The organism is Pseudomonas sp. B21-019, from assembly GCF_024749225.1.
In the GTDB taxonomy this organism is placed as follows: Bacteria; Pseudomonadota; Gammaproteobacteria; order Pseudomonadales; family Pseudomonadaceae; genus Aquipseudomonas.
Genome location: NZ_CP087193.1, coordinates 2023758 through 2050332, shown reverse-complemented (window position 1 = coordinate 2050332; position 26575 = coordinate 2023758). Strand labels below are relative to the sequence as shown.

General features: G+C 63.3%; 7 protein-coding genes. 5 read left to right on the top strand and 2 right to left on the bottom strand.

Annotated features, from left to right (window positions below; translation table 11 throughout):
* Positions 1-4 precede the first annotated feature (4 nt).
* Together LOY36_RS09090 and LOY36_RS09085 are read right to left on the bottom strand one after the other, a co-directional pair.
* A complete protein-coding gene (locus tag LOY36_RS09090) occupies positions 5-1426 on the bottom strand; it encodes a diaminobutyrate--2-oxoglutarate transaminase (RefSeq protein ID WP_258672985.1) in 1422 nt (473 codons plus the stop codon).
* Between the two features lie 117 nt (positions 1427-1543).
* A complete protein-coding gene (locus LOY36_RS09085; protein ID WP_019649557.1) occupies positions 1544-3604 on the bottom strand; it encodes a TonB-dependent receptor in 2061 nt (686 codons plus the stop codon).
* Positions 3605-3862: 258 nt separating this feature from the next.
* Here LOY36_RS09085 and LOY36_RS09080 point away from each other — a divergent pair, with 258 nt between their 5' ends.
* The 5 genes from LOY36_RS09080 to LOY36_RS09060 all read left to right on the top strand — a co-directional run bounded on the left by LOY36_RS09080 (position 3863) and on the right by LOY36_RS09060 (position 26520).
* The gene (locus LOY36_RS09080) at positions 3863-4840 is read left to right on the top strand and encodes a TauD/TfdA family dioxygenase (protein WP_258672980.1); all 978 of its coding nucleotides are present in this window, start codon (positions 3863-3865) and stop codon (positions 4838-4840) included.
* A gap of 7 nt (positions 4841-4847) precedes the next feature.
* Entirely contained in the window at positions 4848-8276 is a 3429-nt protein-coding gene (locus tag LOY36_RS09075; RefSeq protein ID WP_258672979.1) for a condensation domain-containing protein, read from the top strand.
* A 17-nt stretch (positions 8277-8293) separates the two neighbouring features.
* Positions 8294-9340 (top strand): TauD/TfdA family dioxygenase, encoded by a 1047-nt coding sequence (locus tag LOY36_RS09070; protein WP_019649560.1) that lies wholly within the window; start codon positions 8294-8296, stop codon positions 9338-9340.
* A gap of 112 nt (positions 9341-9452) precedes the next feature.
* Complete coding sequence (locus LOY36_RS09065; RefSeq protein ID WP_258672977.1) at positions 9453-12515, top strand: amino acid adenylation domain-containing protein; 3063 nt, start codon at positions 9453-9455, stop codon at positions 12513-12515.
* 58 nt (positions 12516-12573) lie between these two features.
* Positions 12574-26520 (top strand): non-ribosomal peptide synthase/polyketide synthase, encoded by a 13947-nt coding sequence (locus LOY36_RS09060; RefSeq protein ID WP_258672976.1) that lies wholly within the window; start codon positions 12574-12576, stop codon positions 26518-26520.
* Positions 26521-26575: the final 55 nt, after the last annotated feature.

Here is a 26575-nt window from a genome sequence, read left to right as displayed (position 1 = left end):
ATCATTAACGCGCGGGGTGCTCGTTGATCATGCTGGCTGCCTGGAACAGGATTTGCGCGACGAAATCGATTTCCTGTTCGGTGATGATCAGCGGCGGCAAAAAGCGCACGGTCGCGCCAAAGCGTCCACCCAGCTCGACGATCAGGCCGCGCTTCAAGCATGCCTGCTGGAAGGCTTTTGCCCGTGCGGTGTCCACCGGCGGATGCCCCTGTACGTCGAGAGCGCCCTGCGGGTCGACGATTTCCATGCCGAGCATCAGACCGCGACCACGTACATCGCCAATCCAGGTGAACTCGCTTTGCAGCATCTGCAACTGTTTGCGCAGGTGTGCGCCAGCGGTCTCGGCGTGGGCCACCAGGCCTTCATCGCGGATGAAGCGCAAGGTCGCGGTGCCGGCCGCCATCGCCAGCTGATTGCCACGGAAGGTGCCGGCGTGGGCACCCGGCTGCCAGACATCCAGCGAATCGTTATAGACCATGACCGACAGCGGCAGACCACCACCGATGGCTTTGGACAAGGTGATGACGTCAGGCGTGATGCCCGATTGCTCGAAGCCGAACATCCGGCCGCTGCGGGCGATGCCGCACTGGATCTCGTCGACGATCAGCGGAATGCCGTGAGCCTGGGTCAATCGGCGAAGTTCCTGAAGCCAGCGGTCCGGCGCGGCAATCACCCCGCCCTCCCCTTGAATCGGTTCCAGGATCATTGCCGCCGGCGCGGTGACGCCGCTTTCCGGATCGTTGAGCAAATGCTCGAGGTAACGCACATTCAGCGTTACCCCCTGATCGCCGGCCACACCGAACGGGCAACGGTAATCGTGGGGGAACGGCAAGCGTTGTACGCCTGGCATCAACGCACCGAGGGCATTTTTCGGCGACAGGTTGCCACTGATGGCCAACGTCCCCAGGGTCATCCCGTGGTAAGCCCCTTCAAACGCCAGCACCGAGTGCCGCCCGGTGGCTGTGCGGGTGAGTTTGAGCGCCGCTTCGACCGCGTCGGCACCGCTTGGGCCGCAAAACTGGATGCGCGCATTGCGAGCGAATTCGCTGGGCAGGCAAGCAAAAATCTCTTGTACGAAGGCGTCCTTCACCGGGGTCATGAGGTCCAGGGTATGCATCGGCACACCGGCCGCCATGACTTGGGTGATGGCTTCGATAATCACCGGATGGTTGTGGCCCAGCGCCAGGGTTCCGGCACCGGCCAGACAATCGACAAACACTTGCCCCCGACTGTCCTGCACATAAATGCCATGGGCTCGTTCGAGCACCAGTGGAATGCGTCGCGGGTAACTGCGGGCATTGGATTCCTGCTGTTGCTGGCGTTCCAGCAGCGGCGTGGAATCCAGGCAGTAAGAGCTCGACAGACCGGTATGCAACAGACGTAGCTGTTGCGCGCCACCCGCCGTGACATTCGAAAAAGCACTCATGATTTCCTCCATGGAGACTGGGTTTGGAAGGGAACGGGGCTGCCTGAATACGAACGTCTCAGGCAGCGACAACCTTGAAACCGAACGCGGGGAGCCTGCCTCCCCGCGCTTATGGGTTTACATGTCGTAGCGCAGAACCATACCCACCGTGCGCGGCGCGCCGACGTCGATGATGTCGCCGCTGCGGTTGTTGGTGACGTATTCCTTGTCGAAGGCGTTTTTCACGAAACCGGACACCGCGACGTTCTTGGTGACCTTGTATTCGGTGTTGAAGTTGACCAGCCAGTAGTTGTCGCTCTTGCGCTCGCCGGTGACCTTGCCGTCCGCGCCGAACTTGTATTCCGACGGGGTGGTGCTCTGGTAGGTGACGTCCGTGTTGAAGGTCAGGCGGTCGTCGAAGCGATAGGTGCCGCCCACCGACATCTTGTACTTGGGCGAATAGAGGAACGATTCGCCGCTCATGTCCCGGCCATCGCCCGTGACGAAGTCCTTGTACTTGCCATCGGTGATGGCGCCACCGGCGGTCAGCGTCAGCTGTTCAGTGAGGTCTTTTTCAACAAAGACTTCCAGACCCTTGATGTCGCTGCGGCCGGCGTTGAAGACGCGAGCGAACTGAGTGTCCGGGTCCTGCACACTGACCTGCTGGTCTTTCCAGTCGGTGTAGTACAGGTTGGCGCGGGTACGCAGGGTCTCGTCGAAGAATGAACCGCGGTACGACAGTTCGTAGTTGGTGGTGTATTCAGGGTCGTAGGCCTCGTGACCGCCTCCGGCGCGGACGTTGACGCCGCCGCCGCGATAGCCTTTCTGCACCATGAATCCAAGGTACTGCCCGGTCGCCAACTCGTAGTTAATACCGAGTTTCGGCAGCACGGCATCAAACGACTTGCTGACTTTCCCGGGACTGGAGAAGTCATCCTGATTGACGTCGGTATCGTTCGTCTCGTGGTCGTAGCGAAGACCGGTAATCAACGTCCAGCGCGGGGCGAAGGTCCAGTTGATTTCACCGAAAACCGCCTTGTTTTCAATCGTCGTGTCGCCCTTGACGGTCGCAAACAGTTCGTTATCGAACAACAACTTGTCGTGGAAGTTGTTGGTGTTGTGGCCATAGTAGGCACCGACAAAGCTCTTGACCGTGTCCGAGGCGTAATTCAGACGCAGCTCTTGACTGAACAGGTCGCCGTCCTGCTTGCGCAGAATGACTTCGTTGGCATCAGCGGTCTGGTCGAAGTCCAGACGATTGCTGTAGTCCGAACGGGTGTTGGCGGTAAGGCTGGTCAGGGACCATGCATCGTTCAGGCGATAGTCTACCTTGGCGCTGACGGTGTCTTGCTTGAGGTTATCGAAGGCCTTGGTGTTGGAAGCAACCTTGTAATAGCGGACCTTGTCGTTGACGCGCATCACCGAGTTGTCGCCCTGACGGTGTTCACTGTGGGCGTAGGTCAGCAATACATCAGTGTCGTCATTAGGCAGGATCAGCAATTTACCGCGGGCATTGCTCGTACGGTGCGGGTTGGCATCGTCTTGGGTGGTGACGTTATCGATGTAACCGTCGCCGTCCTGATAATCCACGGCGATACGCCCGGCGATCTTGTCGTCGACGATCGAACCGCCGCCCGCAACAGCTGCTCCGCGCTCACCATAGTTCCCCACATTGGTTTGCGCCGAGAAGCTCGGTTGGAAGGTTGGATTTTTGGTCTGGATCACCACCGCGCCAGCCAGAGAGTTACGTCCCTGAGTGGTCGACTGCGGGCCGAGGAACACTTCGACCTGTTCCGCATCCCACAGCGGGATCGGGCTGAGGGTCAGTGCGCGGTTCGGTTGCACGGCGCCGTCGACATACACCGAGACCGCACCGTTGAGAGTCGCCGGGCCCTGGTCATCGAAACCTGACACCGGCACACCACGAATACCCCAGTTCTCGTTACCGGCCTGGCTGTACACGCCCGGCGTGCGGGCGAACACATCGACCAGGCTGTGGTCGGCCTTCTCGCGTAATTGCTGTTCGGTGACGACCACGACGCTGGACTGGGTTTGCTCTAGGGTGCGGTTGATTTTTTCACCCGTCACGGTGATCGGAGCGATCTCCATTGTGTTCGACTGTTCAGCCGCCCATGCGCTGTTAATCAGGCATACCGCCGACCCCACAGCCAACGCAATCGTATTCTTTTTGAAATTCACGCCCCGCTCCCATGCGACAGATACTTGTTGTTTTTTCAACTGGCTGAATGCTGTTCGGCGCCAGCGGGGCGGAGTCTAATCGAAAAAAAAATTTAAAGGAATAAGATTGATAATCCATCTCATTTGTAACTAAGATGCCGCCGTGTATCTGAGCGAATACATTTCAGTCGAGCTCTGCGCCGGCGACCTCTGCCCTGTTTTCAAGGTCTGCCCAAGCCGCTCCGACTGGTCGAAAAAGATAAAAAGGATGTGTAAAGGATGACCTCAATCGAACACCTGAGCGGGCGTTCCGAGCCTTTTTCCATTGCTCCGGCGGATGGCAGCGAGCTGTCGTTACCCGTGCTGGTGCAGGCGGTGCCGGGACAGTCGATTCATGATCTCGACGCATCGATCCGCGACAGCCTGCCCCATGCACTGACCACCGTTGGCGGGGTGCTGTTTCGCGGGTTTACCGTCGCCACTCCCATCGACTTCAAGCGCTTCGCCGCCAGTTTCGGCGCACCGCTGGCCAGCTACGAATTCGGCTCCACGCCACGCAGCAAAGTCTTCGCCGGGGTGTATAGCTCCACCGAATACCCGGCCCATCAATTCATCCCCTTGCACAACGAGCAGGCCTATACCCGGCCATGGCCTTCGCGCATCTGGTTCCACTGCATCAAGGCCAGTGAAACCGGTGGCGAAACGCCGATTGCCGACAGCCGCCTGATCTACCAGCGCATGCCCGCCGAGATTCGCGAGTTGTTCGCCAGCCGCGAGCTTCTCTATGTGCGCAATTACAGCGGCGCCCTCGACCTGCCCTGGCAGAAAGTCTTCAACACTGAAGACCGTGCCCAGGTTGAACGCTACTGCCAGGACAACGACATCGAGTGGGAATGGAAAGCCGATGGCGACCTGCGCACCCGTCAGCGTTGCGCCGCCGTGCAGCAGCACCCCGATACCGGTGAGTGGGTCTGGTTCAATCAGGCGCACCTGTTTCACGTATCGGCCATCGAACCCAGCGTACGCGCCAGCCTGCTGGCGGCGGTGGGTGAAGAGAACCTGCCGCGCCACGTCTACTTCGGCGACGGCTCGGCCATTCCCGACGACGTGCTCGACACTGTGCGCGAGGTCTATCGCCAGACCGCCATCAGCTTCCCCTGGCAGCCCGGCGACATCCTGATGCTCGACAATCGACTGGTCGCACACGGCCGCAATCCTTACACCGGTGACCGCAAAGTCATCGTTGCCATGGCGTGAATTGCACATGTTTTCATTCAATCACTGGATCGAAGTGCTGGAGGCCAACGCGCTGCACTTCCCGCAGCGTGCTGCCCTGCACTTTTTGCCGGACGGCGTCGAGATCGGCGAAACCCTGACCTTTGCCCAGTTGCACGAGCAGTCCCGCTCCCTGGCGGCCGCCCTGCAATCGCGCTACGCGCCCGGCGATCGCGTGTTGTTGATGCTGCCCAGCAGCCTCGACTACGCCCGTGCGTTTTGTGCCTGTCTATATGCCGGCCTGATCGCCGTGCCGTTGTTTTCACCGCCGTCACGCAAGCCGCGCCACCTCGACCGCGTGCGCAATGTGGTGGTGGATGCCGAACCGGCACTGATCCTCGCACCGGCGGATCATTGCCAGGGCTTGCTGGAACTGGTGCAAGACCGGGCCGATGTGTTGACGGTCCAGGACCTCGGCACACCGCTGGCCAGTGAGTGGCAACGTCCGGATGTCGACGGTGCGACCGTGGCCTTCCTGCAATACACCTCGGGCTCCACCGGCACGCCAAAAGGCGTGGAAGTGCGTCAGCGCAACCTGATTGCCAACGTCGAACTGATGCGTCAGGCCTACGGTTTCAATGAGCATGGCGCCATGGTCAACTGGCTGCCGCTGTACCATGACATGGGGTTGATCGGCGGCATGCTGGCCCCGCTTTACAGCGGCATGCCCTGCTACCTGATGGCTTCGCAGACCTTCGTCAATGCGCCATCGACCTGGCTGCAGGCGTTGAGTCGTTATCGCGCCACCGCCAGTTTTGCCCCCAACTTCGCCTATGCCCTGTGCAACCGGGTGGTCAGCGACAACCTGATCGCGCAACTCGACTTGAGCGCCTGGCAACACGCAATCAACGGCGCCGAACCGATCCACCCCGGCACTCTCGACGCTTTCGCCAGACGCTTCGCCGCTTGTGGCCTCAATCCTTTGGCGATCAGCCCCGGTTATGGCCAGGCCGAAGCGACGCTGTGTGTCAGCGCCACGCCGGCCGACGCGCTGCCACTGGTGCTGAGCCTGGACAAGGCCGTACTGGAAACCGGGCGTGTGGCCCTGGCTACAACCGATGACGCCGCCGTGGAGTTCGTCGCCTGCGGCTATCCGCAAGCCTTGCACAGCATCGCCATCGTCGACCCGCAGAGCCATGAACGCTGCGCCGCCGATCGCATCGGCGAAGTCTGGCTGAGGGGCCCGAGCAACGCCGAAGCCTATTGGAAAAACCCCGAGGCCAGTCGCGAAGCCTTTGAGGCACGGATTGTCGGCGAAGCCGACAACTACCTGCGCTCCGGCGACCTGGGTTTCATGCACTATGGCCAGGTGGTGATCTGCGGACGGCTCAAGGATCTGCTGATTCTCAACGGGCGCAATCTGTACCCTCACGACATCGAATTCGCCATTACCGATGCCGAGCCGGGCATTCGCACCGGGCGCATTGCCGCGTTCTCGGAAATGGACCCGGCACTGGGTCGCGAGAAACTGGTGATCGTCGCCGAGCCGCAACGCAAATTCGTCGACCCGGCGCATCACCCGACGCTGTTTGCGTCGATGCAAAACGCCGTGCGCGAAGCCGCCGACTGCGGCATCGATCAGATTGTGCTGGTGGAAGCCGGCACCATCCCGATGACCACCAGCGGCAAGATCGCCCGTCAAGGCGCGCGCAAGCAACTGGCCGCGGGGACGTTAAGCATCATTGCCCAGAGCGGTGGGCAGATCGCGCCGAACAGCGAAACCATTGACCTCATTCAACTGAAGCACCGCGTAAGCAATGCGCCGCAACTCGCGCAAACCGCTTGCCGCCAATGGCTTGAGCAAACCCTGCGCGAGGTCAATCCGTATCTCGTGGCAGACTTCGAACTCAGCCTGATCGGCCTGGGCCTGGACTCCATCAGCGTGGCCGACTTCGCCGCTCGCCTGCACAAGGATCTGGGCTGGAGCCTCGACACCCAACGTCTGTTTGGTGAACAAACGCTGGCTGAATGGGCGCTGGCCTTGCAGGTGTTCTTGAGCGAGCCATCGCCGAAAACCAGCGCATCCACCGAACGCACAAGCGTCAGCCAAAGTCGTCAATCATTTGCGCAAAATCGCCTGTGGTTCTTGCGCCAATTGAACCCGGACGACACGCGGCACAACCTGGTGTTGCACCTGAGCCTGCAAGGCCCACTGGACATTGAAACCCTGGCGCTGCGGCTGAACAATCTGGTCATGCGCCACAGCGTATTGCGCACGGTGTATCGCGACAGTATCGATGGCCCTCGGCAACAGGTTTTGCCGGCCACGGACGTACCGCTGACCTGGCATGACCTGCGTGATCAGAGCGAGTCGCAGCAGCAACAAGCACTCAGCGACAGCCTGGCCAACGAACACGCCACACCGGTCGAACTCGAAACCGGACCGCTGCTGCGCGCGCAACTGCTCAGCCGCAATGACCAGCAGCATGACCTGCTGCTGACCCTGCACCACATCGCTTTCGACGGGCGCTCGGCGCAAGTGTTGCTGGCGGAGCTGGCAGGCGCCACCGACGCCAAACCGCCGGTGCAGTACCTGGATTTCGCCCAATGCGAAGCCGATCACTGGAGCGAACAGCGGATCGCCGCCGAACAAGGCTTCTGGCGAGAGCATCTGGCAAGCATGCCGCAAACCCTCGAACTGGGTGGCAGCGGGCAGACCCCGGGCGAGCACAGCCTGAACTTCACGGTGCCGCAAACCACTTGCGAACACCTTGCAACCGTGGCCCGCGAGCAAGGCATGACCCTGTTCATGCTGCTACTGGCCAGCTATCAACTGGTGCTCAAGCAACTCGGCGGGCAGCAACAGTTTCTGCTGGGCACCGATGTCAGTGGCCGGCCGTTGGCAGAACACAACGACGTCATCGGTTTTTTCGTCAATCAGCTGACCCTGCGCTGTGACCTGCACGGCGAACCGCCCCTGGCCGGCTTTCTCGAACGGGTTCGTGACGAAGCACGACTGGCCTACGCCCATCAGGGCCTGCCGTTCGATCTGGTGGTGTCGGCGCTGGCGCCGGAACGCCGTCCCGGTCACTCACCGCTGTTCCAGGTCAAGCTCAACTATCAACCGACCCGGGTCACACCGACCGCCATCGCCGGCGCGCGCATGACTGCGCTGGACGTGGCGCAGGCGCCGGGAGATTTCCATCTGGTGCTCGATCTGGTGCACGGCGCCGAAGGCATCGACGCCACCCTCAAGTACCGCGGCGAATATTTCGATCAGGACCGCGCCCTGCGCCTGCAACACCTGTGGACGCGCCTGCTGGACGAGACCCAAAACCTGCTGGACGAACCGCTGCCGGCACTGGCCGAACGGCTCGCCGCCTGGGACCAGACCTTCCAGCGTGAACGCCAACAGGCCCAGGCGCTGGCCGGTCGCAGCCAGATGATGCAAACCAAACGTCGCTCATTGACCCTTTAACCGAGTTGGATGCCTTTATGTCTATCGTGCCCCCATCGTCTCGCGCCCTCGGCGCCGTGCGCCGCAAAGCCATGAACGTCTCGGAACAGCAACTGGTCAGCGAGCGCCTGCTCAGCCCGGACCACGCCTTGCCACTGGTGATCGAGCCGGCGGTCAGCGGCGTCGACCTGGTCGCCTGGGCGGCCAGGGAACGCGAATCCCTGGAGCAGAAACTGCTGCAATACGGCGCCCTGCTGTTTCGCGGGTTCTCGGTGCTGTCCGTGGAGCAATTCGACCAGGTCATCGCCGCGCTCTCCCCCGGTGCACTGGAATACATGTTCCGCGCCTCGCCCCGCACCCGGGTCGGCGGCAACATCTACACCTCGACCGACTACCCAGCCGATCAGATGATTTTCCCGCACAACGAACATTCCTATTCGCCGCGCTTTCCACTGCGACTGTTCTTCTACTGCCACATTCCATCCGAGACCGGTGGCGAAACACCGATCGGTTCGACCCGCGCGGTGAAGGCCGGCATCAGCCCCGAAATCGAAGCACGGTTCCGTGAAAAAGGCGTGCTGTACGTGCGCAACTACGGCGATGGTTTCGGACTGCCGTGGCAGACCGTGTTCCAGTCCGAAGACCGCAGCGAAGTGGAAGCCTACTGCGCCAGTGTCGGCATCGAAGTGGAATGGAAAGACAACAACCGCCTGCGCACCCGCCAGCGCGGGCCGGCCGTGGTGCGCCACCCGCGTACCGGCGAAGAAGTCTGGTTCAACCATGCGACCTTCTTCCACATCAGCACCCTGCCCCCGGCGATCCGCGATTCGCTGCAAAGCAACTTCAACGACCTCGACCTGCCCACCAACACCTTTTACGGCGACGGCGAACCGATCGAGCCGCAGGTACTGGAGTCGCTACGCGCGGCCTACCTCGACTCGCTGGTGCGGTTCAGCTGGCAGCAGGGCGACGTGTTGTTCATCGACAACATGCTCGCGGTTCACGGGCGCGAACCCTTCACCGGCAAGCGCGCAATCATGACCGGCATGGCCGAAGCCCTGCTGTCGAGCGACGTCGCCGTCTGACCTTCAACGGGCGCAACCGCTGTTCGCAAGAGGCTTGACTGACACTCGGTCAGCGAGCCTCGGCGCCTGCGCCATGGCCCAGATTCACGCCCAATTTTTAGTCGAGTTGAACATGAACGGACTCCAAGGTTTTCGTATTTCGCCGCAACAGGCATCGGTGTACCCGCACCTCAACGGCGCGGCTGAACACCCGTTCAGTTGCCATTTGCAATGGTCATTGTCCCGATCGGTGGACGTTGAGGCGCTGAACAGTCGTCTACTGGCGCTGCTGGCCGACAGTGAAATCCTGCGCACACGCCTGATGCCGGTGCCGGGTTTGCGTCACCCGGTACAGGTGATCCACGAAACCTGCACCCTGCCCATGACGGTGCAGGACTTGCGTCAGCACAGCCTCGCCGATCAGGACGCCGCACTGGCCAACCTCGCCGCGCAGCCCCGTGACTGGACGAACCCACTGTCCGTGACCTTGGTGCGCCTGTCGGATGAACACTCGGTGCTGGACCTGGCCGCCGCCAGCAGCCACTTCGACCTCGCCAGCCTGAAACTGCTGGCCGGCGCGCTGCTGCAAGGCGTCACCCCGGACCTGTCCGAAGCACTGCAATACGCCGACTACGCCGAGTGGCGCTGGAGCCTGACAGAAGATGAGCCGGACCATCCGGGCGTGAACTTCTGGAGACCTTTGGCTGAGAGCGAGCAGCCGACGTTGCAACTATCGCTTGAATCGACCACCAGCAACGGGTTTGCACCAGCGCGGGTGGATCTGGCATTACCGGCCGACCTCGCCCGCCACCCGGCCCTGACTTCGAACCTGATGTTGACGGCGTGGGTCGTGGTACTCGGACGCCTGGCCGGCCAACAGCAAGTGCCGATCACCTTGATCCACGAAAGCCGTGGCCCGGAACTGGAAAATGCCCTGGGGCTGTTCGAACAGTGCCTGCCGGTGCGCATCGAACTGGATGCCCGCACGACCCTGCTGGAGCAAAGCACACACGTCGCCGCCATGATCGAACGGACGGTTGGCTGGCAGGACTATTACACCCAGGATCTCAACGGCGGTTACGCCTTTGCCTGGCGTTCGGGCGATGCCCAGGAACGTTATGCCGGCGCGGTGATGAACCCGGTGAAAGCCTGCCTGAACGTGCGCCAGTTGCCTGGCAGCTTGCAGGCCCACATGGTTTACGACCGCCATACGTTGAGCAGTGAAGCGGCGACCTGCCTCGCCGAGCAATGGCTGCAACTGCTGCTGGGCACACTGGCCGACCTGCGGCAAGCCTGGGCGCAACTGCCGTTGAGCGGGCCGCTTCAAGCCAACATGCTCGATGCCCGACCCGACCTGCCATTGATCGAACCGGTGACCCTGGTCGAGCTGATTGCCCGTCAGGTTCAGCAACAGCCGAACGCCATCGCCCTCAGCGACAAGGACAGCGACCTGAGCTACGCCCGCCTCGACGCCTGCGCGACCCATCTGGCCCATCAACTCGTGGCGGCCGGAATTGGTCCGGGGGTGCCCGTAGGCATTCTGTTCGCCCGCAGCAACGCCGCCATCGTCGCCATGCTCGCGGTGTTGAAGGCCGGTGGCGCTTATGTGCCGGTTGATCCGACCTACCCGGCGGATCGCCGCGCCTACATGCTCGCCGACAGCGCCATCGCGCACATCGTGGTCAGCGCCGAACTGGCCGACAGCGTGCCTGCCAGCCTGCAATGCTTCGTGCTTGACGGTCTGACAATTGAAAAAACCAGCGACTTGCCGCCACTGCCGTTGCCCGACGCAGACGACCTTGCGTATCTGATCTACACCTCTGGCTCCACTGGCGCGCCGAAAGCCGTGGAAATCAGCCACGGTGCACTGAGTTTCTCGACCCAGGTGCGCATGGCCGCTTATGAGGCGCCGGTGCGCGCCTACCTGCTGCTGTCATCGTTTGCCTTCGACAGCTCGGTCGCGGGGATTTTCTGGACCCTGGCCCAGGGCGGGCGTCTGGTGCTACCGGCCACCGGCGAAGAGCTGGAGATGTCCCGTCTGGCGCGGTTGATTGCCCAGCATCGGGTCAGCCACGGTCTGTCGCTGCCCTCGTTGTATCAGGCGTTGCTCGATCAATTACAGCGCACCGGTGGTGCTGACAGCCTAGAGTGCTGGATCGTCGCCGGCGAGGCGTGCCCGCCGTCGTTGATCGCACAGCACAGCAAGACCTTGCCGCAAGCTCGACTGGTCAATGAATACGGCCCCACCGAAGCCACGGTCTGGGCCACCTATGAAGTGCTGGACCCAAGCCGGGCGTTGACCATTGGCCGCCCAATCGCCGGCATGGACCTGCGCGTGCTGAACGAACACGGCCTTGCCAGCGGCATCGGCGAACCGGGGGAAATCGTCCTCGCCGGCCCGACCCTGGCCCGCGGTTACCGCAACAAAACCGAAGAAACCGCCAAAGCCTTCGTCACCCTGGCCGATGGCACCCGCGCCTACCGCACGGGCGACCTGGCCTGCTGGCTGGCGGACGGGCGCCTGGCGTTCCTCGGCCGCAAGGACCATCAGGTCAAGTTGCGCGGCTACCGCATCGAGCTCGGCGAAATCGAACGTCAACTGTGCAGCCACAGTGACGTGCGCGAAGCCGCGGTGATTGTGCAAGAACACGCCGCCGGCAAGCGTCTGCTGGCCTATATCCTGGCCGCTCACGGCTACGCGCCAGACTCGGAAGCGATCAAGCGCTTCCTCGGCGAACGCCTGCCGTCATACATGGTGCCGGCCCGGGTGCTGACCCTGGCGACCTTCCCGCGTACCCCTAACGGCAAACTCGATACCCGTCAGCTGCCCGACCCGGACCAGTTCGACGAAGGCGCCCATGTGGCACCGCGCAACGCGATGGAAACCACCCTGCAAGCGATCGTGGCCAAGGTCTTGAAGCTCTCGACCGTCAGCGTCACCGAGAACTTTTTCGCCATTGGCGGCGACTCGATCCTGAGCTTGCAAGTGGTGGCGCAGGCCCACGAGCAAGGTATTGCGCTCTCGGCCAAGCATGTCTTCGAACGCCAGACCATCGCGGGCATGGCCGAGGTCGCGCAACCGCTGGCCGCAGGCACTGTAGAGCCGCAAGCCGACAGCGCCGAGTTCAGCGCCTCGGGACTGTCCGACGACGAAATGCAAGCGCTGATGGCCGAACTGAACGAGGCCGACCTGTGACCGGTTTCCCTCGCCACCACGCCCTCACCGTTGCCCCATTTTTTGCAGGACGCTTTCAATGACCACCGAAAAAACCACCCGCAATCCGATCGAAGACATCTACCCGCTGTCGCCGCTGCAGCAGGGGATGCTGTTCCACTCCCTGCTGCACGAAGACTCCGGTGTGTACCTGATGCAGGATCGCTACCGCATCGGCGGTGCCATCGATGAAGTGGCGTTCCTTGAGTCCTGGCGCCAGGTGGTGGCGCTGCACCCTTCCCTGCGTGCCAGTTTTCAATGGAAAACCCAGAAGCAACCGGTGCAGGTGATCCATCGCGAAGTCAAAGTGCCGCTGGACACCCTTGACCTGCGCGGGCTCACCCCGCATGAGCAAGAAGTGCGGATCCGCACGCTGTTGGAGGATGAACAGAAAGTCGGTTTCAACCTGTCGAAGCCGCCGTTGATTCGCTTCCGGCTGGTGCGGCTGGCCGACGAGTCCTATGAGTTCATTCGCAGCTTTCACCACATCCTGATGGATGCCTGGTGCATTTCACTGGTGACCGTGGACTTCCTCAAAGTCTATGAAGCGCTGTGCAACGACCGCAAGCCGGAGCTCAAGAGCCCGCGCCCGTTCCGCGATTACATTCAGTGGCTGCAACGCCAGGACGCGGGCAAGGCCGAGCAGTTCTGGCGCGGCCAGTTGCAAGGGCTCAATGCCCCTACGCCGCTGACCGTGGACAACGGCGTGGCCCGCGACCGCTACACCGACGCGGTGCTGGTGGACGATCAACTGATTCACCTGACGGAGCAGGAAACCCAGGCGCTGGCGGCGTTCTGTCGTAGCCGCAGGATCACGCCAAACACGTTTTTCCAGGGTGTCTGGTCGTTGCTGCTGTCGCGCTACAGCGGTCAACGGGACGTACTGTTCGGCGTCACCGTGGCCGGTCGACCGGCAGAACTGACCGGCGTGGCGGAGATGATCGGCCTGTTCATCAACACCTTGCCGCTGCGAGTGTCGGTGGATCCCCAAGCGTCGTTGGGCAATTGGCTCAGTGCCCTGCAAGGGCTGAACGTCGACATGCGCGACTTTGAGCACACACCCTTGACCGACATTCAGGGCTGGAGTGACTTCCCACGGGGCGAAACCCTGTTCGACAGCATCCTGGTGTTCGAAAACGCCCCGATCGACGAACAGATCCTGGAAGGCGGCTTCCAGTTCAGCCTCGAAGGCATGGATCACAGCGTGCACACCCATTACGGCTTGACCGTGGTGATCCTGCCCGGCGAGCAACTGGGCATTCGGGTGTCCTATGACCGCGAACGTTTCGAGGCGCCGACCGTGCAACGCTTGCTCGGCCACATCGCCAGCCTGGTGCGCGGGATGCTCGCCGCGCCGGACGCACCGCTGGGCAGTTTCGAACTGCTGGCCGTTGATGAGCGCCAGCAACTGTTGGGCGAGTGGGCGGTCAACCCGCACGACTTCCCACTGGATCAAAGCTACGCCGAACTGTTCGCCGCGCAGGTCGCCCAACGTGGCGAGCAGATTGCGGCGATCTGCGACGGTGAGTCCCTGACCTACGCCGAACTGGATCAGCGAGCCACTCGCCTGGCGCACGTCTTGCGCGACGCCGGTATCGATAAAGATCAATTGGTCGCGCTGGTTGCGCCCCGGGGTCTGGCGTTGTTGACCATGATGATTGCCGTGTTCAAGGCTGGCGCGGCGATGCTGCCCCTTGAAGTCAATCATCCGCCCGAACGCCTGCGGGAAATCCTCAGCCTGTCCCGTGCACCGTTGCTGGTGGCCAGCGAAGACTGCAGTAGCCTGCTCGATCAGTTGCTCAGCGGCCTCGATCAGGCGCCCAAAGCGCTGTTCGCCGAAGCCTGCTGGACATCCGGCAACGATTCGCCGCTGCCGCTGCTCGGCGGCCCGGACAGCCTTGCCTACGTGCTGTTCACCTCGGGTTCGACCGGTACGCCCAAAGGCGTGATGATCGAACAACGGGGCATGCTCAATAACATTTTCGGCAAAGTGCCGGCCCTGGGGCTGAACGCCGAAGACCGGATTCCACAAACCGCTTCGGTGGCGTTCGACATTTCTGTGTGGCAATTCCTCGCCGCGCCGGTACTCGGCGCCACGGTGCAGATCCTGCCGGACGAAGTCGCGCACGACCCGCAACGCCTGCTGCAAGTGATCGCCAGCGACTGTCTGAGCGTGCTGGAAATTGTCCCGAGCCTGATGCGCACGCTGCTCGCGCTGTGCCCGTGCGACCTGCAATTACCAGGCCTGCGATGGGTGCTGCCCACCGGTGAAGCCCTGCCGCCAACCGTGGCGCGGGACTGGTTTGCGCGCTTCCCCGACATCGCCTTGATGAACGCCTATGGTCCGGCCGAATGCGCCGACGACGTGGCCTTCCAGCCAATCTTCGAAGCGCCGCACGCCAACGTCAGCCACATGCCGATCGGCCAGCCCACCGCCAACAACCGCTTGTACGTGCTGGACGAATCCCTGCGGCCAGTGCCGGTTGGCGTTGCCGGGGAAATCTGTGTCGGTGGCGTCGGCGTCGGTCGTGGCTACCTGCACGATCCGCAGCGCACCGCTGACGCGTTCATCGACCACCCGCAGCTTGAAGGTCGCGTGTACCGCACCGGTGACCTCGGACGCTGGCGTGACGATGGCGTGATCGAATACCTCGGCCGCCGCGACCAGCAGGTGAAATTGCGCGGACACCGGATCGAACTGACCGAAATCGAACACCGTCTGGCGCAGCACCCGAACGTGCGCGAAGCCGCCGTACTGCTGCGGCAAAACAGCGTGGGCGAAGCCTGGCTGGTGGCGTACTGGTCGGCCCATGACGACACACTGGGCAGCGACGGACTCAACGAACACCTGCGCGCGCAATTGCCGCCGTACATGGTGCCGGCTGCCTTCGTGTGCCTGGAGCGCTTGCCGCTGAACAACAACGGCAAGGTCGATCGCAAGACCCTGGCCGCCCAGGAACTGAACTGGCAGGCCGACACCCAGCAAAGCATCGCGCCGCGCAACGAGCTGGAAACCGCCGTGGCGACCATCTGGGCCGAGGTGCTGGGTCGCGACACTGTAGGGGTGGAAGACAACTTCTTCACCCTTGGCGGGCACTCGCTGCTGGCCACCCAGATCGTTGCGCGCCTGCGCACGCATTTCAAACTCGACCTGCCGTTGCGGGTGCTGTTCGAACAACCAACGGTGGCGCTGCTGGCCGTGGCCATCGCCGCTCGCCAGGCCGACGCCGCCGCACCGCAGGCCGCCACGATCAGCGCGCCGAAAGCCCAGGCGCGACCGGCGCTGCTGCCACTGTCGTTCTCGCAACAGCGCCTGTGGTTCATCGAACAACTGACGCCGGGCACGACGTTGTTCAACATCCCGTTCGCCCTGCACCTCAAAGGTGAACTCAACGTCGAAGCCTTGCACGCCAGCCTGAACGACCTGCTGGTGCGCCATGAAATCCTGCGCACTGGCATCCGCAGCACCGACGGCGTGCCCTGCCAGCACATCAGCGATTCGCTGAACATCGAACTGCCATTCGAAGACCTGTCGGACCTCGGCGCCACCGCTCGCGCCGGTGCACAATTCAACGCCCTGCAAGAAACCTTCGAGCAGCCGTTCGACCTGACCCAGCCGCCGTTGCTGCGTGCGCGCCTGCTGCGCCTGGCACCGGGTGAACACGTACTGGGCATCGCCTTGCATCACCTGGTCTCGGACGCCTGGTCTGCGACCATTGCCCTGCGGGAACTGGCCCTGGGGTATGAAGCCCGTTGCAACGGCGCCGCCGCCGAACTGCCGGCCCTGCCGGTGCAATACGCCGACTTCGCCCTGTGGCAACGCGAACACCTGCAAGGCGCCGAACTCAAGCGCCAACTCGACTATTGGACCACCACGCTGGATCGTCGCGACAGCGAAGGCAGTCCGCTGCTGGCGCTGCCCACCGACCATCCGCGGCCCTCGATGCAAACCTACCGCGCCGGGATCGTGCAGCGTGAACTCAGCGCCGACCTCAGTGCCCGTGTGCAAGCCTTCGCCAGCCGCCTGGGCACCACACCGTTCACCGTGTTGTTCGCCGGGTTCGCCGTGCTGATGCACCGTTTGAGCGGCGACGCCACGGTGCTGATCGGCACCCCGGTCACCCACCGTGAACAACCGGGCACCGAAGGCCTGCTCGGCATTCTGCTGAACAACCTGGCGATCCGCGCTGACTTCGATCAGCAAGCGGATTTCACTGCCCTGGTGAGCCAGGTGGCCAAACGACTGCGCGATGGCCTGCTGCATCAGGACCTGCCATTCGAGCAACTGGTGGACAGCCTGCAACTGCCGCGCAGCCTCAGTCATGCGCCGCTGTATCAAGTGATGGTCGCGCAGCAATTGGCCATGGAATCGCGGCTGCGCTTCCCGGGGCTGGAGTTTGAAGCCCTGGACACGCCGCTCAAGCACTCCGAATGCGATCTGGATTTGCATGTGCTGTGCCCGGCCAACGCGCCGATTCAACTGGAGCTGATGTTCGCGCTGGACCTGTTCGTCGCCGACAGCGCCCGTCAGACCCTCGCCCGCCTGGAGCACTTGCTCGAGCAAATGCTCGCCGAACCGCAACGCCCGGTAGCCGCCCTGCCGCTGCTGATGGCGGCGGAATGGCAGCGCACCGTGGTCGAGTGGAACCGCACCGAGATGGACGTGCCGCAGCACCTGACCTTCGCCCAGTTGTTTGAACAGCAGGCCGAGCGCACCCCGGATCGCGATGCGTTGTGCTTCGAAGGCCGCAGCCTGAGCTACGGCGAACTGAACCGTCGGGCCAACCAGGTGGCGCATTACCTGCGCAGCCGCGGCGTGATCGCCAATCGCCCGGTGGCGCTGTGCGTCGAGCGCTCGCTGGAGTTGTTGATCGGCCTGCTGGGCATTCTCAAGTCCGGCGGTGCCTATGTGCCGCTGGACCCGACCTACCCGGTGGATCGTCTGGCGTACATGCTTGAAGATTCGCAACCGGCGCTGTTCCTCGGCCAGCAGGGCTTGCTGGAGCAGTTGGGCGCCGAACTGCCGCGCCTGCGCCTGGACAGCGACGCCGCCCTGTTCGCCGATCAACCGGACTGCAACCTCACGCCACTCGCCGGTCCCGACGACCTCGCCTACATCATGTACACCTCCGGCTCGACCGGTAAGCCCAAGGGCACCCTGGTCACCAACGGCTCGGTGGTCAACCTGGCCTGGGCGCGGATCCATGGCCTGTATCGGCGCTACGCCGATCAGCCGATGCGCAGCAGTTTCAACTACTCGTTTGCCTTCGACAGTTCGGTGGCCGAACTCATCCTGCTGCTCGACGGCCACAGCTTGTACCTGACCCCGGAAGACGTGCGCTACGACCCCGACGCCCTGGCGCAGTTCTTCCGCGAAACCCGTCTGGAAGCCTTCGAGTGCACCCCGGCGCAGCTCAAAGCCCTGCTCGAAAGTGACGGCGTGCGTCGTGGCGAGGTGTACCTGCCGCGCTTCATCCTGTTCGGCGGCGATGCGGTGGACGCGCAACTCTGGCAGCGACTGCCGTCGATTGCCGGCAGCCGTTTCTTCAACACTTACGGCCCGACCGAATGCACCGTGGACGCTACAGGGTGTGCGGTCGACGACTTCCCGCAGCGCCCGATCATCGGGCGGCCGATCGCCAACGTGCGCACTTACGTGCTCGATGCTTTTCTCAATCCGATGCCGGTCGGCGTTCCAGGGGAACTGCACATCGGCGGTGCCGGCGTGACCCAGGGTTACCTCAACCGCGCCGAACAGACCGCCAAGGTATTCATCGACGATCCGTTCTCGCCGCTGGCCGGTGCGCGGATGTACAAGTCCGGCGACCTGGTGCGCTGGCTGCCCGACGGCCAGCTCGAATACCTGGGGCGCATGGATCATCAGGTAAAAATCCGTGGTTTCCGTGTCGAACTGGGGGAAATCGAAGCCTTGATCGGCGCCCAGCCGGGTGTGCGTCAGGCGGTGGTGCTGGCCCGTGAAGACGTGCCCGGCGACAAGCGCCTGGTGGCCTACGTCACCTGCGACCAGCAGGCCGATATCAACGCTTGGCGCAAAACCATCGGCGCCGCCCTGCCCGACTACATGGTGCCGTCGGCATTTGTGCTGCTCGATGAGTTGCCGCTGACCGACAACGGCAAACTCAACCGCAAGGCGTTGCCCGCGCCGGACATCCAGGCTGAACCGGACGCCCAGGACCCGCCGCGGACCATCGCCGAACAACAACTCGCCGCCCTGTGGTCCGAGCTGCTGAACGTGCCGCTGACGCAGATCGGTCGCGACAGTCACTTCTTCTACCTTGGTGGTCATTCGTTGCTGGCGGCTGTGCTGTTTGCCCGACTGCGCCAACAGTTCGCCACGGTTCCGCCGCTGCGCGCGGTGTTCGAACACCCAACCCTCGACGCCCTGGCCGCATTGCTCGGCGATCCCCTGCATACCCCGGCGGCGACCTTCGTCCCGACGGCACGCCCGGCGCGCCTGCCGTTGTCGTTTGAACAGCAACGCTTGTGGTTCCTTGAACAACTGAGTGTTGGCGGTGGTGAATACAACGTGGTCAGCGCCGTGCAGTTCGACGGTGAACTCAACACGCTGGCCTTGCAGTCCGCACTGAACAGCGTGGTTCAACGCCACGAAATCCTGCGCAGCCGCATCGTGCGCGATGGCGACGGCGAGTTGGCATTGGTCATCGAGCCACAGGTCAACATCACCTTGCCCGTGGCAGCACTGAACGCGACCACCGACGACATCTGGCAACAGCTGACCTTTGATGCCATCCACGCCGAAACCGGACACCGTTTCGACCTCGCCAGCCAAGTGCCGATCCGCGCCACGCTGATTCAACGCAACGGTTTCGCCCAGGCGTTGCTGTTGCTGACCGTGCACCACTGCGCCACTGACGATGCCTCCAGCCAGACCCTGCTGGATGAACTGGCACAGTTCTACACCGCTCAATGCCAAGGCACCGTCGCTGCATTGCCGGAGCTGGCCCTGCAATACCCGGATTACGCACTCTGGCAGCGCGAGCCCGGTCAACAAACTGTGTTCCGCAGCCAACTCGAATACTGGCGCGCCCAACTGGGAGACGGTAATTACCTGTTGGACCTGCCCACCGAGCAGGGTCGCCCAAGCCTGCTCGAACCGGGCGCCGGCGCGGTGCAACTGCAACTGCCACCAGAACTGGCGGGACGCTTGCGTCAGTTCGCCCAGCAACGCGGCGCCACCCTGTACATGCTGATGCTCAGCGCGGCGCAGTTGTTGCTGGGGCGCTATGCCAACCAGCGCGACGTGCGTTTCGGCAGCCCGGTGGCCCAGCGTCCGCTGGCCGAGCTGCAGCCGCTGATCGGTTGCTTCGTCAATACCCTGGTAATGCGTGCCGACCTCGATCCGGCGCTGGACTTCGAAGGCTTGTTGAGCCAGGTGCGCAACCGCGTGCTGGATGCCCAGCAGCACCAGGACGTGCCGTTCGATCAGGTCGTTGAACACCTGGCACCGGAACGCAACCTCGGCCAGACGCCGCTGTTCCAGGTGTTGTTCGTGATGCAGAACGCCGATTCGTCGGCCAGCCACTGGCCGCAATTGCAGGTGCGTGAACGGGCAGTGACCGCTCAGGCCACCAAGTACGACCTGAACTGGGAAGTGCATGACGGCGAGGTGTTGTCGGTGTTGCTGGAATACCGCGCCGCGCTGTTCAGTGAAACCACGGCCAAGCGTTGGCTGGCGCAATGGCAACAACTGCTCGAAGCCATGCTCGACGCACCACAGACCCGCCTCGGCGACTGGTCACCGTTGGCGGCGTCTGAGCGTCAACAGCAACTGGTCGAGTGGAACGCCACCGAACGCGACTACAGCGGCCCGACCAACCTGCACACCGCCCTGAGCCAACAGGCCGCGCTGAGCCCGAATGCCCCGGCGCTGGTGTTCGAAGGCCAGCGCCTGACCTACGCCGAACTGGATCAACGCGCGCAAACCGTCGCCCGGGCCTTGCGCGCTGCCGGTATCGGCAGCGGCGCCATCGTGCCGGTGTGCATGGAACGTTCCGTGGAGATGGTGGTGGCCTTGCTCGGCATCGTGCATGCCGGCGCCGCGTGGTTACCGCTGGACCCGGAACTGCCTGCCGCGCGCCTGGCCTTCCTCATCGAGGACGCCGACGCCCGGGTCACCCTGACTCAGCCGCAGTGGCTGGCGCGTCTGCCGGCCGGGCACACCGCCTGGACCCTCGACACCCTGCCGCAAGCGCCAGCGTTCGAGCCGATCAGCGTCCGCGCCAATGATTTGGCCTACGTGCTCTACACCTCCGGCTCCACCGGCCAACCGAAAGGCGTGATGAACGAACACGGCGCCTTGATGAACCGTCTGTACTGGATGCAGGACGCCTTCCCGATTGGCCCGAATGATCGTGTGCTGCAAAAAACCCCGTACAGCTTCGACGTGTCGGTGTGGGAGTTCTTCTGGCCTCTGATCACCGGCGCCACATTGGTGGTGGCGCGTCCGGACGGCCATCGCGACCCGGCCTATCTCAGCCAGTTGATCCAGCAGCAACAGGTCACCACCCTGCACTTCGTGCCGTCGATGCTGCGCGCCTTTGTCGAAGAACCGAGCCTGGCCGACTGCCGCAGCCTGCGTCAGGTGTTCGCCAGCGGCGAGGCGCTGCCGGTGGATCTGGTGCGGCGTTTCATGAGCCAACACCCGGCCGCCCTGGTCAACCTCTACGGCCCGACCGAAGCGGCGATCGACGTCTCGGTATGGCGTTGTTCGGTGAACGACGCGATCGTGCCGATCGGCAAACCGATCGCCAACCTGCGCCTGTACATCCTCGACGAAGCTCAACAACCGCTGCCGATCGGCAGCATCGGCGAGTTGTACATCGGCGGGGTCGGCGTTGCGCGTGGTTACCTGAAACGTCCGGACCTGACCGAGGAACGTTTCCTCGCCAGCCCGTTCATCGACGGTGATCGCCTGTACCGCACCGGCGACCGTTGCCGCTTCCTCGCCGATGGCAACATCGAGTACCTGGGGCGTCTTGACCATCAGGTGAAACTGCGTGGCCAGCGGATCGAACTGGGAGAAATCGACGCTCAATTGCTCGCGCAACCGGGCGTTCGCGATGCGACCACCTTGTTGCTCGATCAGCGTCTGGTGAGTTTCTGGTGCGGTGACGCCGATGAATCCGCAGTACGAAACGCATTGAGCGACGACCTGCCCTCGCACATGCTGCCAAGCCTTTTTGTGCAACTCGCCAGCCTGCCACTCAACAGCAACGGCAAGCTCGACCGCAAGGCGCTTGCCGCCACTGCATTGCCAGATGCCGGCGAAGGCCAACCTCATGTGGCGCCGCGCAATGCCACTGAAACAGTGCTCTGTGAGTTGTTCAGCGAAGTGCTGGAATGTTCCTCGGTAGGAATCGACGATCACTTCTTCCATCTCGGCGGCCACTCCTTGCTGGCCACCCGCCTGGTCGCTCGGGTCCGTGAGCGCCTGGGCGCCACCCTGCCGCTGGCACTGGTGTTCGCCCAACCGACGGTGGCGGCATTGGCCGGTCATCTGCGCGCGGCGATGCCGGGCGAGCTGATCACCGCGCAACCGCGTCCGGCACAATTACCGCTGGGCCTGGCTCAGCAACGGTTCTGGATGCTCAGCCGTCTGGTACCGGATTCACGCGAGTACCACATGCCGTTCGCTCTGACCTTGCGTGGCGACCTTCAGGTCCTGGCCTTGCGTGAGGCCTTCGAGCAGGTCAGCCAGCGCCATCTGGTGCTGCGCAGCCGCATTGTCGAAGTCCAGGGCGAGCCGCAGTTGCTGATCGACGATCATGGCCCGGTGCTCGCGGTTACTTCGGTCGCCGCTCAGGACTGGACAGCGTCTTGCGCCAGTGCCCGGACCGAGCTGATGACACCGTTCAATCTGGCCACCGCCGCACCTTGGCGTGCGCATCTGCTGCAACGTCAGGGCAGCGACGAAAGCCTGTTGCTGGTTTGCCTGCACCACAGCGCCACCGACGGCTGGGCGATGCAATTGTTGATCGACGAACTGGCCCAGGCCTACAGCGCCGGTCTGAAGGGGCAGTCACCCGCCTGGAAGGCGCTGGACGTCGACTATGTCGATTTCGCCCTGTGGCAACAGCACCCGGACACTCAAGCCCGACGCGCTGACAGTCTGGATTACTGGAAAAATCACCTCGGCCAAGACGACTACCAACTCGATCTGCCCATCGACCATCCACGCGCCGCCGAAGCGGATCCTCGTGCCCGGCAACTGACCGTGCGCCTCGGTGCCCAGCGGGCTGAAGCGATCCGCCAGTTCGCCCGTCAACGTGGCACCACCACGTATGTGGTGCTGGCCAGTGCCCTGAGTGCATTGCTTGCGCGTTACAGCGGTCAGCGGGACATTCGCCTCGGCACCCCGGCGGACCAACGCGACCAGCCGCAATCTCAAGCGCTGTTGGCCTGCCTGGTGAACACGCTGGTGATCCGCAGCGAAGTCGATCAACAGGCCCCGGCCGAGCAATTACTGGCCAGCCTTGAAGCTGATCTGCGCGCGGCCCAGGCCCATGCCGACCTGCCGTTTGCAACGCTGGTCGGCGCCATTGCCCAGCGCCGCGACCTGAATCGCACACCGCTGTTCCAGGTGATGTTCTCCCTCAACCACGGCCGCATGGACAGCAGCCAATGGCCGGGGCTGAACATCGAAGAGCAGACGCTGCCGGTAATCGACGCCAAGTTCGAACAGAGCTGGGAAGTCCAGGACGACGGCAGCGACATGACCCTCGCGCTGGAATACCAATCGGCGCTGTTTGACGAGTCGACGATGCAGCGCTGGAGCGCGCAATGGTGCGCGCTGCTGGATGCACTGGTGGCCACGCCGGAGCTAGCGCTGGTCGAGTTGTTCCCGCAACAACAGGACCAACAGCAACTGGACCTGTGGAACGCCACCGAACGTCACTACAGCGGCCCGACCAACCTGCATACCGCCCTGAGCCAACAAGCCGCGCTCAGTCCGAATGCCCCGGCGCTGGTGTTCGAAGGCCAGCGCCTGACCTACGCCGAACTGGATCAACGCGCGAAAACCGTCGCCCGGGCCTTGCGCGCTGCCGGTATCGGCAGCGGCGCCATCGTGCCGGTGTGCATGGAACGTTCCGTGGAGATGGTGGTGGCCTTGCTCGGCATCGTGCATTCCGGCGCCGCGTGGCTGCCGCTGGACCCGGAACTGCCTGCCGCGCGCCTGGCCTTCCTCATCGAGGACGCCGACGCCCGGGTCACCTTGACCCAAGCGCAGTGGCTGGCGCGTCTGCCGGTCGGGCACACCGCCTGGACCCTCGACGCCCTGCCGCAAGTTGAAATCGGTGAACCGATCAGCGTCAGTGCCAGCGATCTGGCCTACGTGCTCTACACCTCCGGCTCCACCGGCCAACCGAAAGGCGTGATGAACGAACACGGCGCCTTGATGAACCGTCTGTACTGGATGCAGGACGCCTTCCCGATTGGCCCGAATGATCGTGTGCTGCAAAAAACCCCGTACAGCTTCGACGTGTCGGTGTGGGAGTTCTTCTGGCCGCTGATCACCGGCGCCACATTGGTGGTGGCGCGTCCGGACGGCCATCGCGACCCGGCCTATCTCAGCCAGTTGATCCAGCAGCAACAGGTCACCACCCTGCACTTCGTGCCGTCGATGCTGCGCGCCTTTGTCGAAGAACCGAGCCTGGCCGACTGCCACAGCCTGCGTCAGGTGTTCGCCAGCGGTGAAGCGCTGCCGGTGGATCTGGTGCGGCGTTTCATGAGTCAACACCCGGCCGCCCTGGTCAACCTGTACGGCCCGACCGAAGCGGCGATCGACGTCTCGGTGTGGCGTTGTTCGGTGAACGACGCGATCGTGCCGATCGGCAAACCGATCGCCAACCTGCGCTTGTACATCCTCGACGAAGCCATGCAGCCGCTGCCAATCGGCAGTATCGGCGAGCTGTACATCGGCGGTGTCGGCGTGGCGCGCGGTTACCTGAAACGACCGGACCTGACGCAGGAACGTTTCCTCGCCAGCCCGTTCATCGACGGTGATCGCCTGTACCGCACCGGCGACCGTTGCCGCTTCCTCGCCGATGGCAACATCGAGTACCTGGGGCGTCTTGACCACCAGGTGAAACTGCGCGGGCAGCGGATCGAACTGGGGGAAATCGATGCCGCGCTGCTGAATCAACCTGCAATCACCGGTGCCTGCACCCTGGTGATCGACAACCGGTTGGTCGCGTTCTATAGCAGCAGTGCAGCGCAAGCGGGACTCGAAACCCTGCTCGCCGCCCAACTCAAAAACCAGCTGCCGGCGTACATGGTACCGGCGGTGTGGGTCGAAGTGCCGACCTTGCCGCTGACCAGCAATGGCAAGATCGACCGCAAGGCCTTGACCGCCCTGCCATTGCCGCAAACCCAGGAAGACTACGCCGCGCCGCGCAACGACCTGGAAACCCTGCTCTGCCAGTTGTTCGGCGAACTGCTCGGCGAGACTTTGACCGGTGGCCGCGAAGTCGGCACCTCGGACAGTTTCTTCGCGTTGGGCGGCGATTCGATTCTCGGTTTGAAGCTGATCTCCCGATTGCGCGAACAGGGCTACTCGCTCACGCCAAAAGACCTGTTCCGCTCGCCGACTCCGGCAGCACTGGCTCAGGTGGCCAGCCCATTGCTGACATTGGCCGAACAAGGGGAAATCACCGGCGTAATGCCATTGATGCCGTTGCATCAGTGGTTCTTCGACCAACAACAACCGCAAGCAGCGTACTGGAACCAGTCGGTGCTGGCCGACAGCGACCGTCGTCTGCAGCCGGCTATCATTCAGGCCGTGCTGGATCGGCTGGTCGCCCACCACGACGCCTTGCGTCTGCGTTTCACCGAGGTTGATGGGCAATGGCAAGCGCACTTTGCGCAGGCCGAGCCTGTGCAATTGACCTGCTGCGACCATCCGGAGCAACTGGCACACGTCGCGCAAAGCCTGGACCTGCAACACGGCCCGCTGTTCGCCGCTGCGTTGCTGGAAGGCGAACCGCAACGTCTGTATCTGGTCGCGCATCACCTGGTGATTGACGCGGTGTCGTGGACGCCGTTGCTGGAAGATTTCCAGCAGCTGTATCAAGGGCTGGAACGTGGCGAGAACCCGAGCCTGCCGGCGAAAACCACGTCCTATCGTCAGTGGGCCGAACACCTGCACGCCCATGCCGGCACGGTCAGCAACGAACACCGCTACTGGAGCACCCAGACAGTCGCGAGCGCCAGGCCGGTGGCCACGCTCGCCGAACGGCAAACGCTGTCAGCCCGCTGGGATGCCACCCGCACCCACCAATGGCTGACCGAGTCCCATGCCGCTTACCGCACACAACCGGAAGAACTGTTGATCACCGCCCTCGCCGCCACGCTGGCAGAAGCCGAAAGCCGCGCCGAGATCGTGGTGGACCTGGAACGCCACGGTCGCGATGCGCCGTTCGAAGGCCTGGATGTCAGCCGCACCGTCGGCTGGTTCACCACCCTGTACCCGCTACGCGTGAATTCCAGCGGAGCCCCCGGCGATCGGGTGCGCAACGCCAAGGAAGCCTTGCGCGCCGTACCGGGCCAGGGCCTTGGCCACGGTCTGCTGCGCCAGCGCGGCGAGTTGCCGCCGGGCCGTGGCGATGTGCTGTTCAACTACCTCGGGCATGAGCAATCGACCGGCGGATGGTTGCGCGCCAGCAGCCTGACCCCTCCGCCGGAAGTGGCGCTGGCCAACCGGGTCACCCATGGCCGCGAAGTGGTGGCCTGGCTGGAAGGCGGCGTACTGCGTGTCGAGTGGCACAGCGTCACGCCGAGCGCCGACAGCCGCTTGCCCGGCCGCCTGCTGGAGCATCTGCAAGCGCTGGTCGGGCATTGCCTCGACCCGCAAGCCGGAACGCTGATGCCGTCAGACTTCCCGCTGGCCAAAGGCATGAACCAGGCGACCCTCGACACCCTGCTCAAACGCCTGGGGCCGAAGAAGTGAGCCCCGGCATCGACCTGTTTTTGACTTCGGAGTGCGCCGTCCGCGGCGCACATGC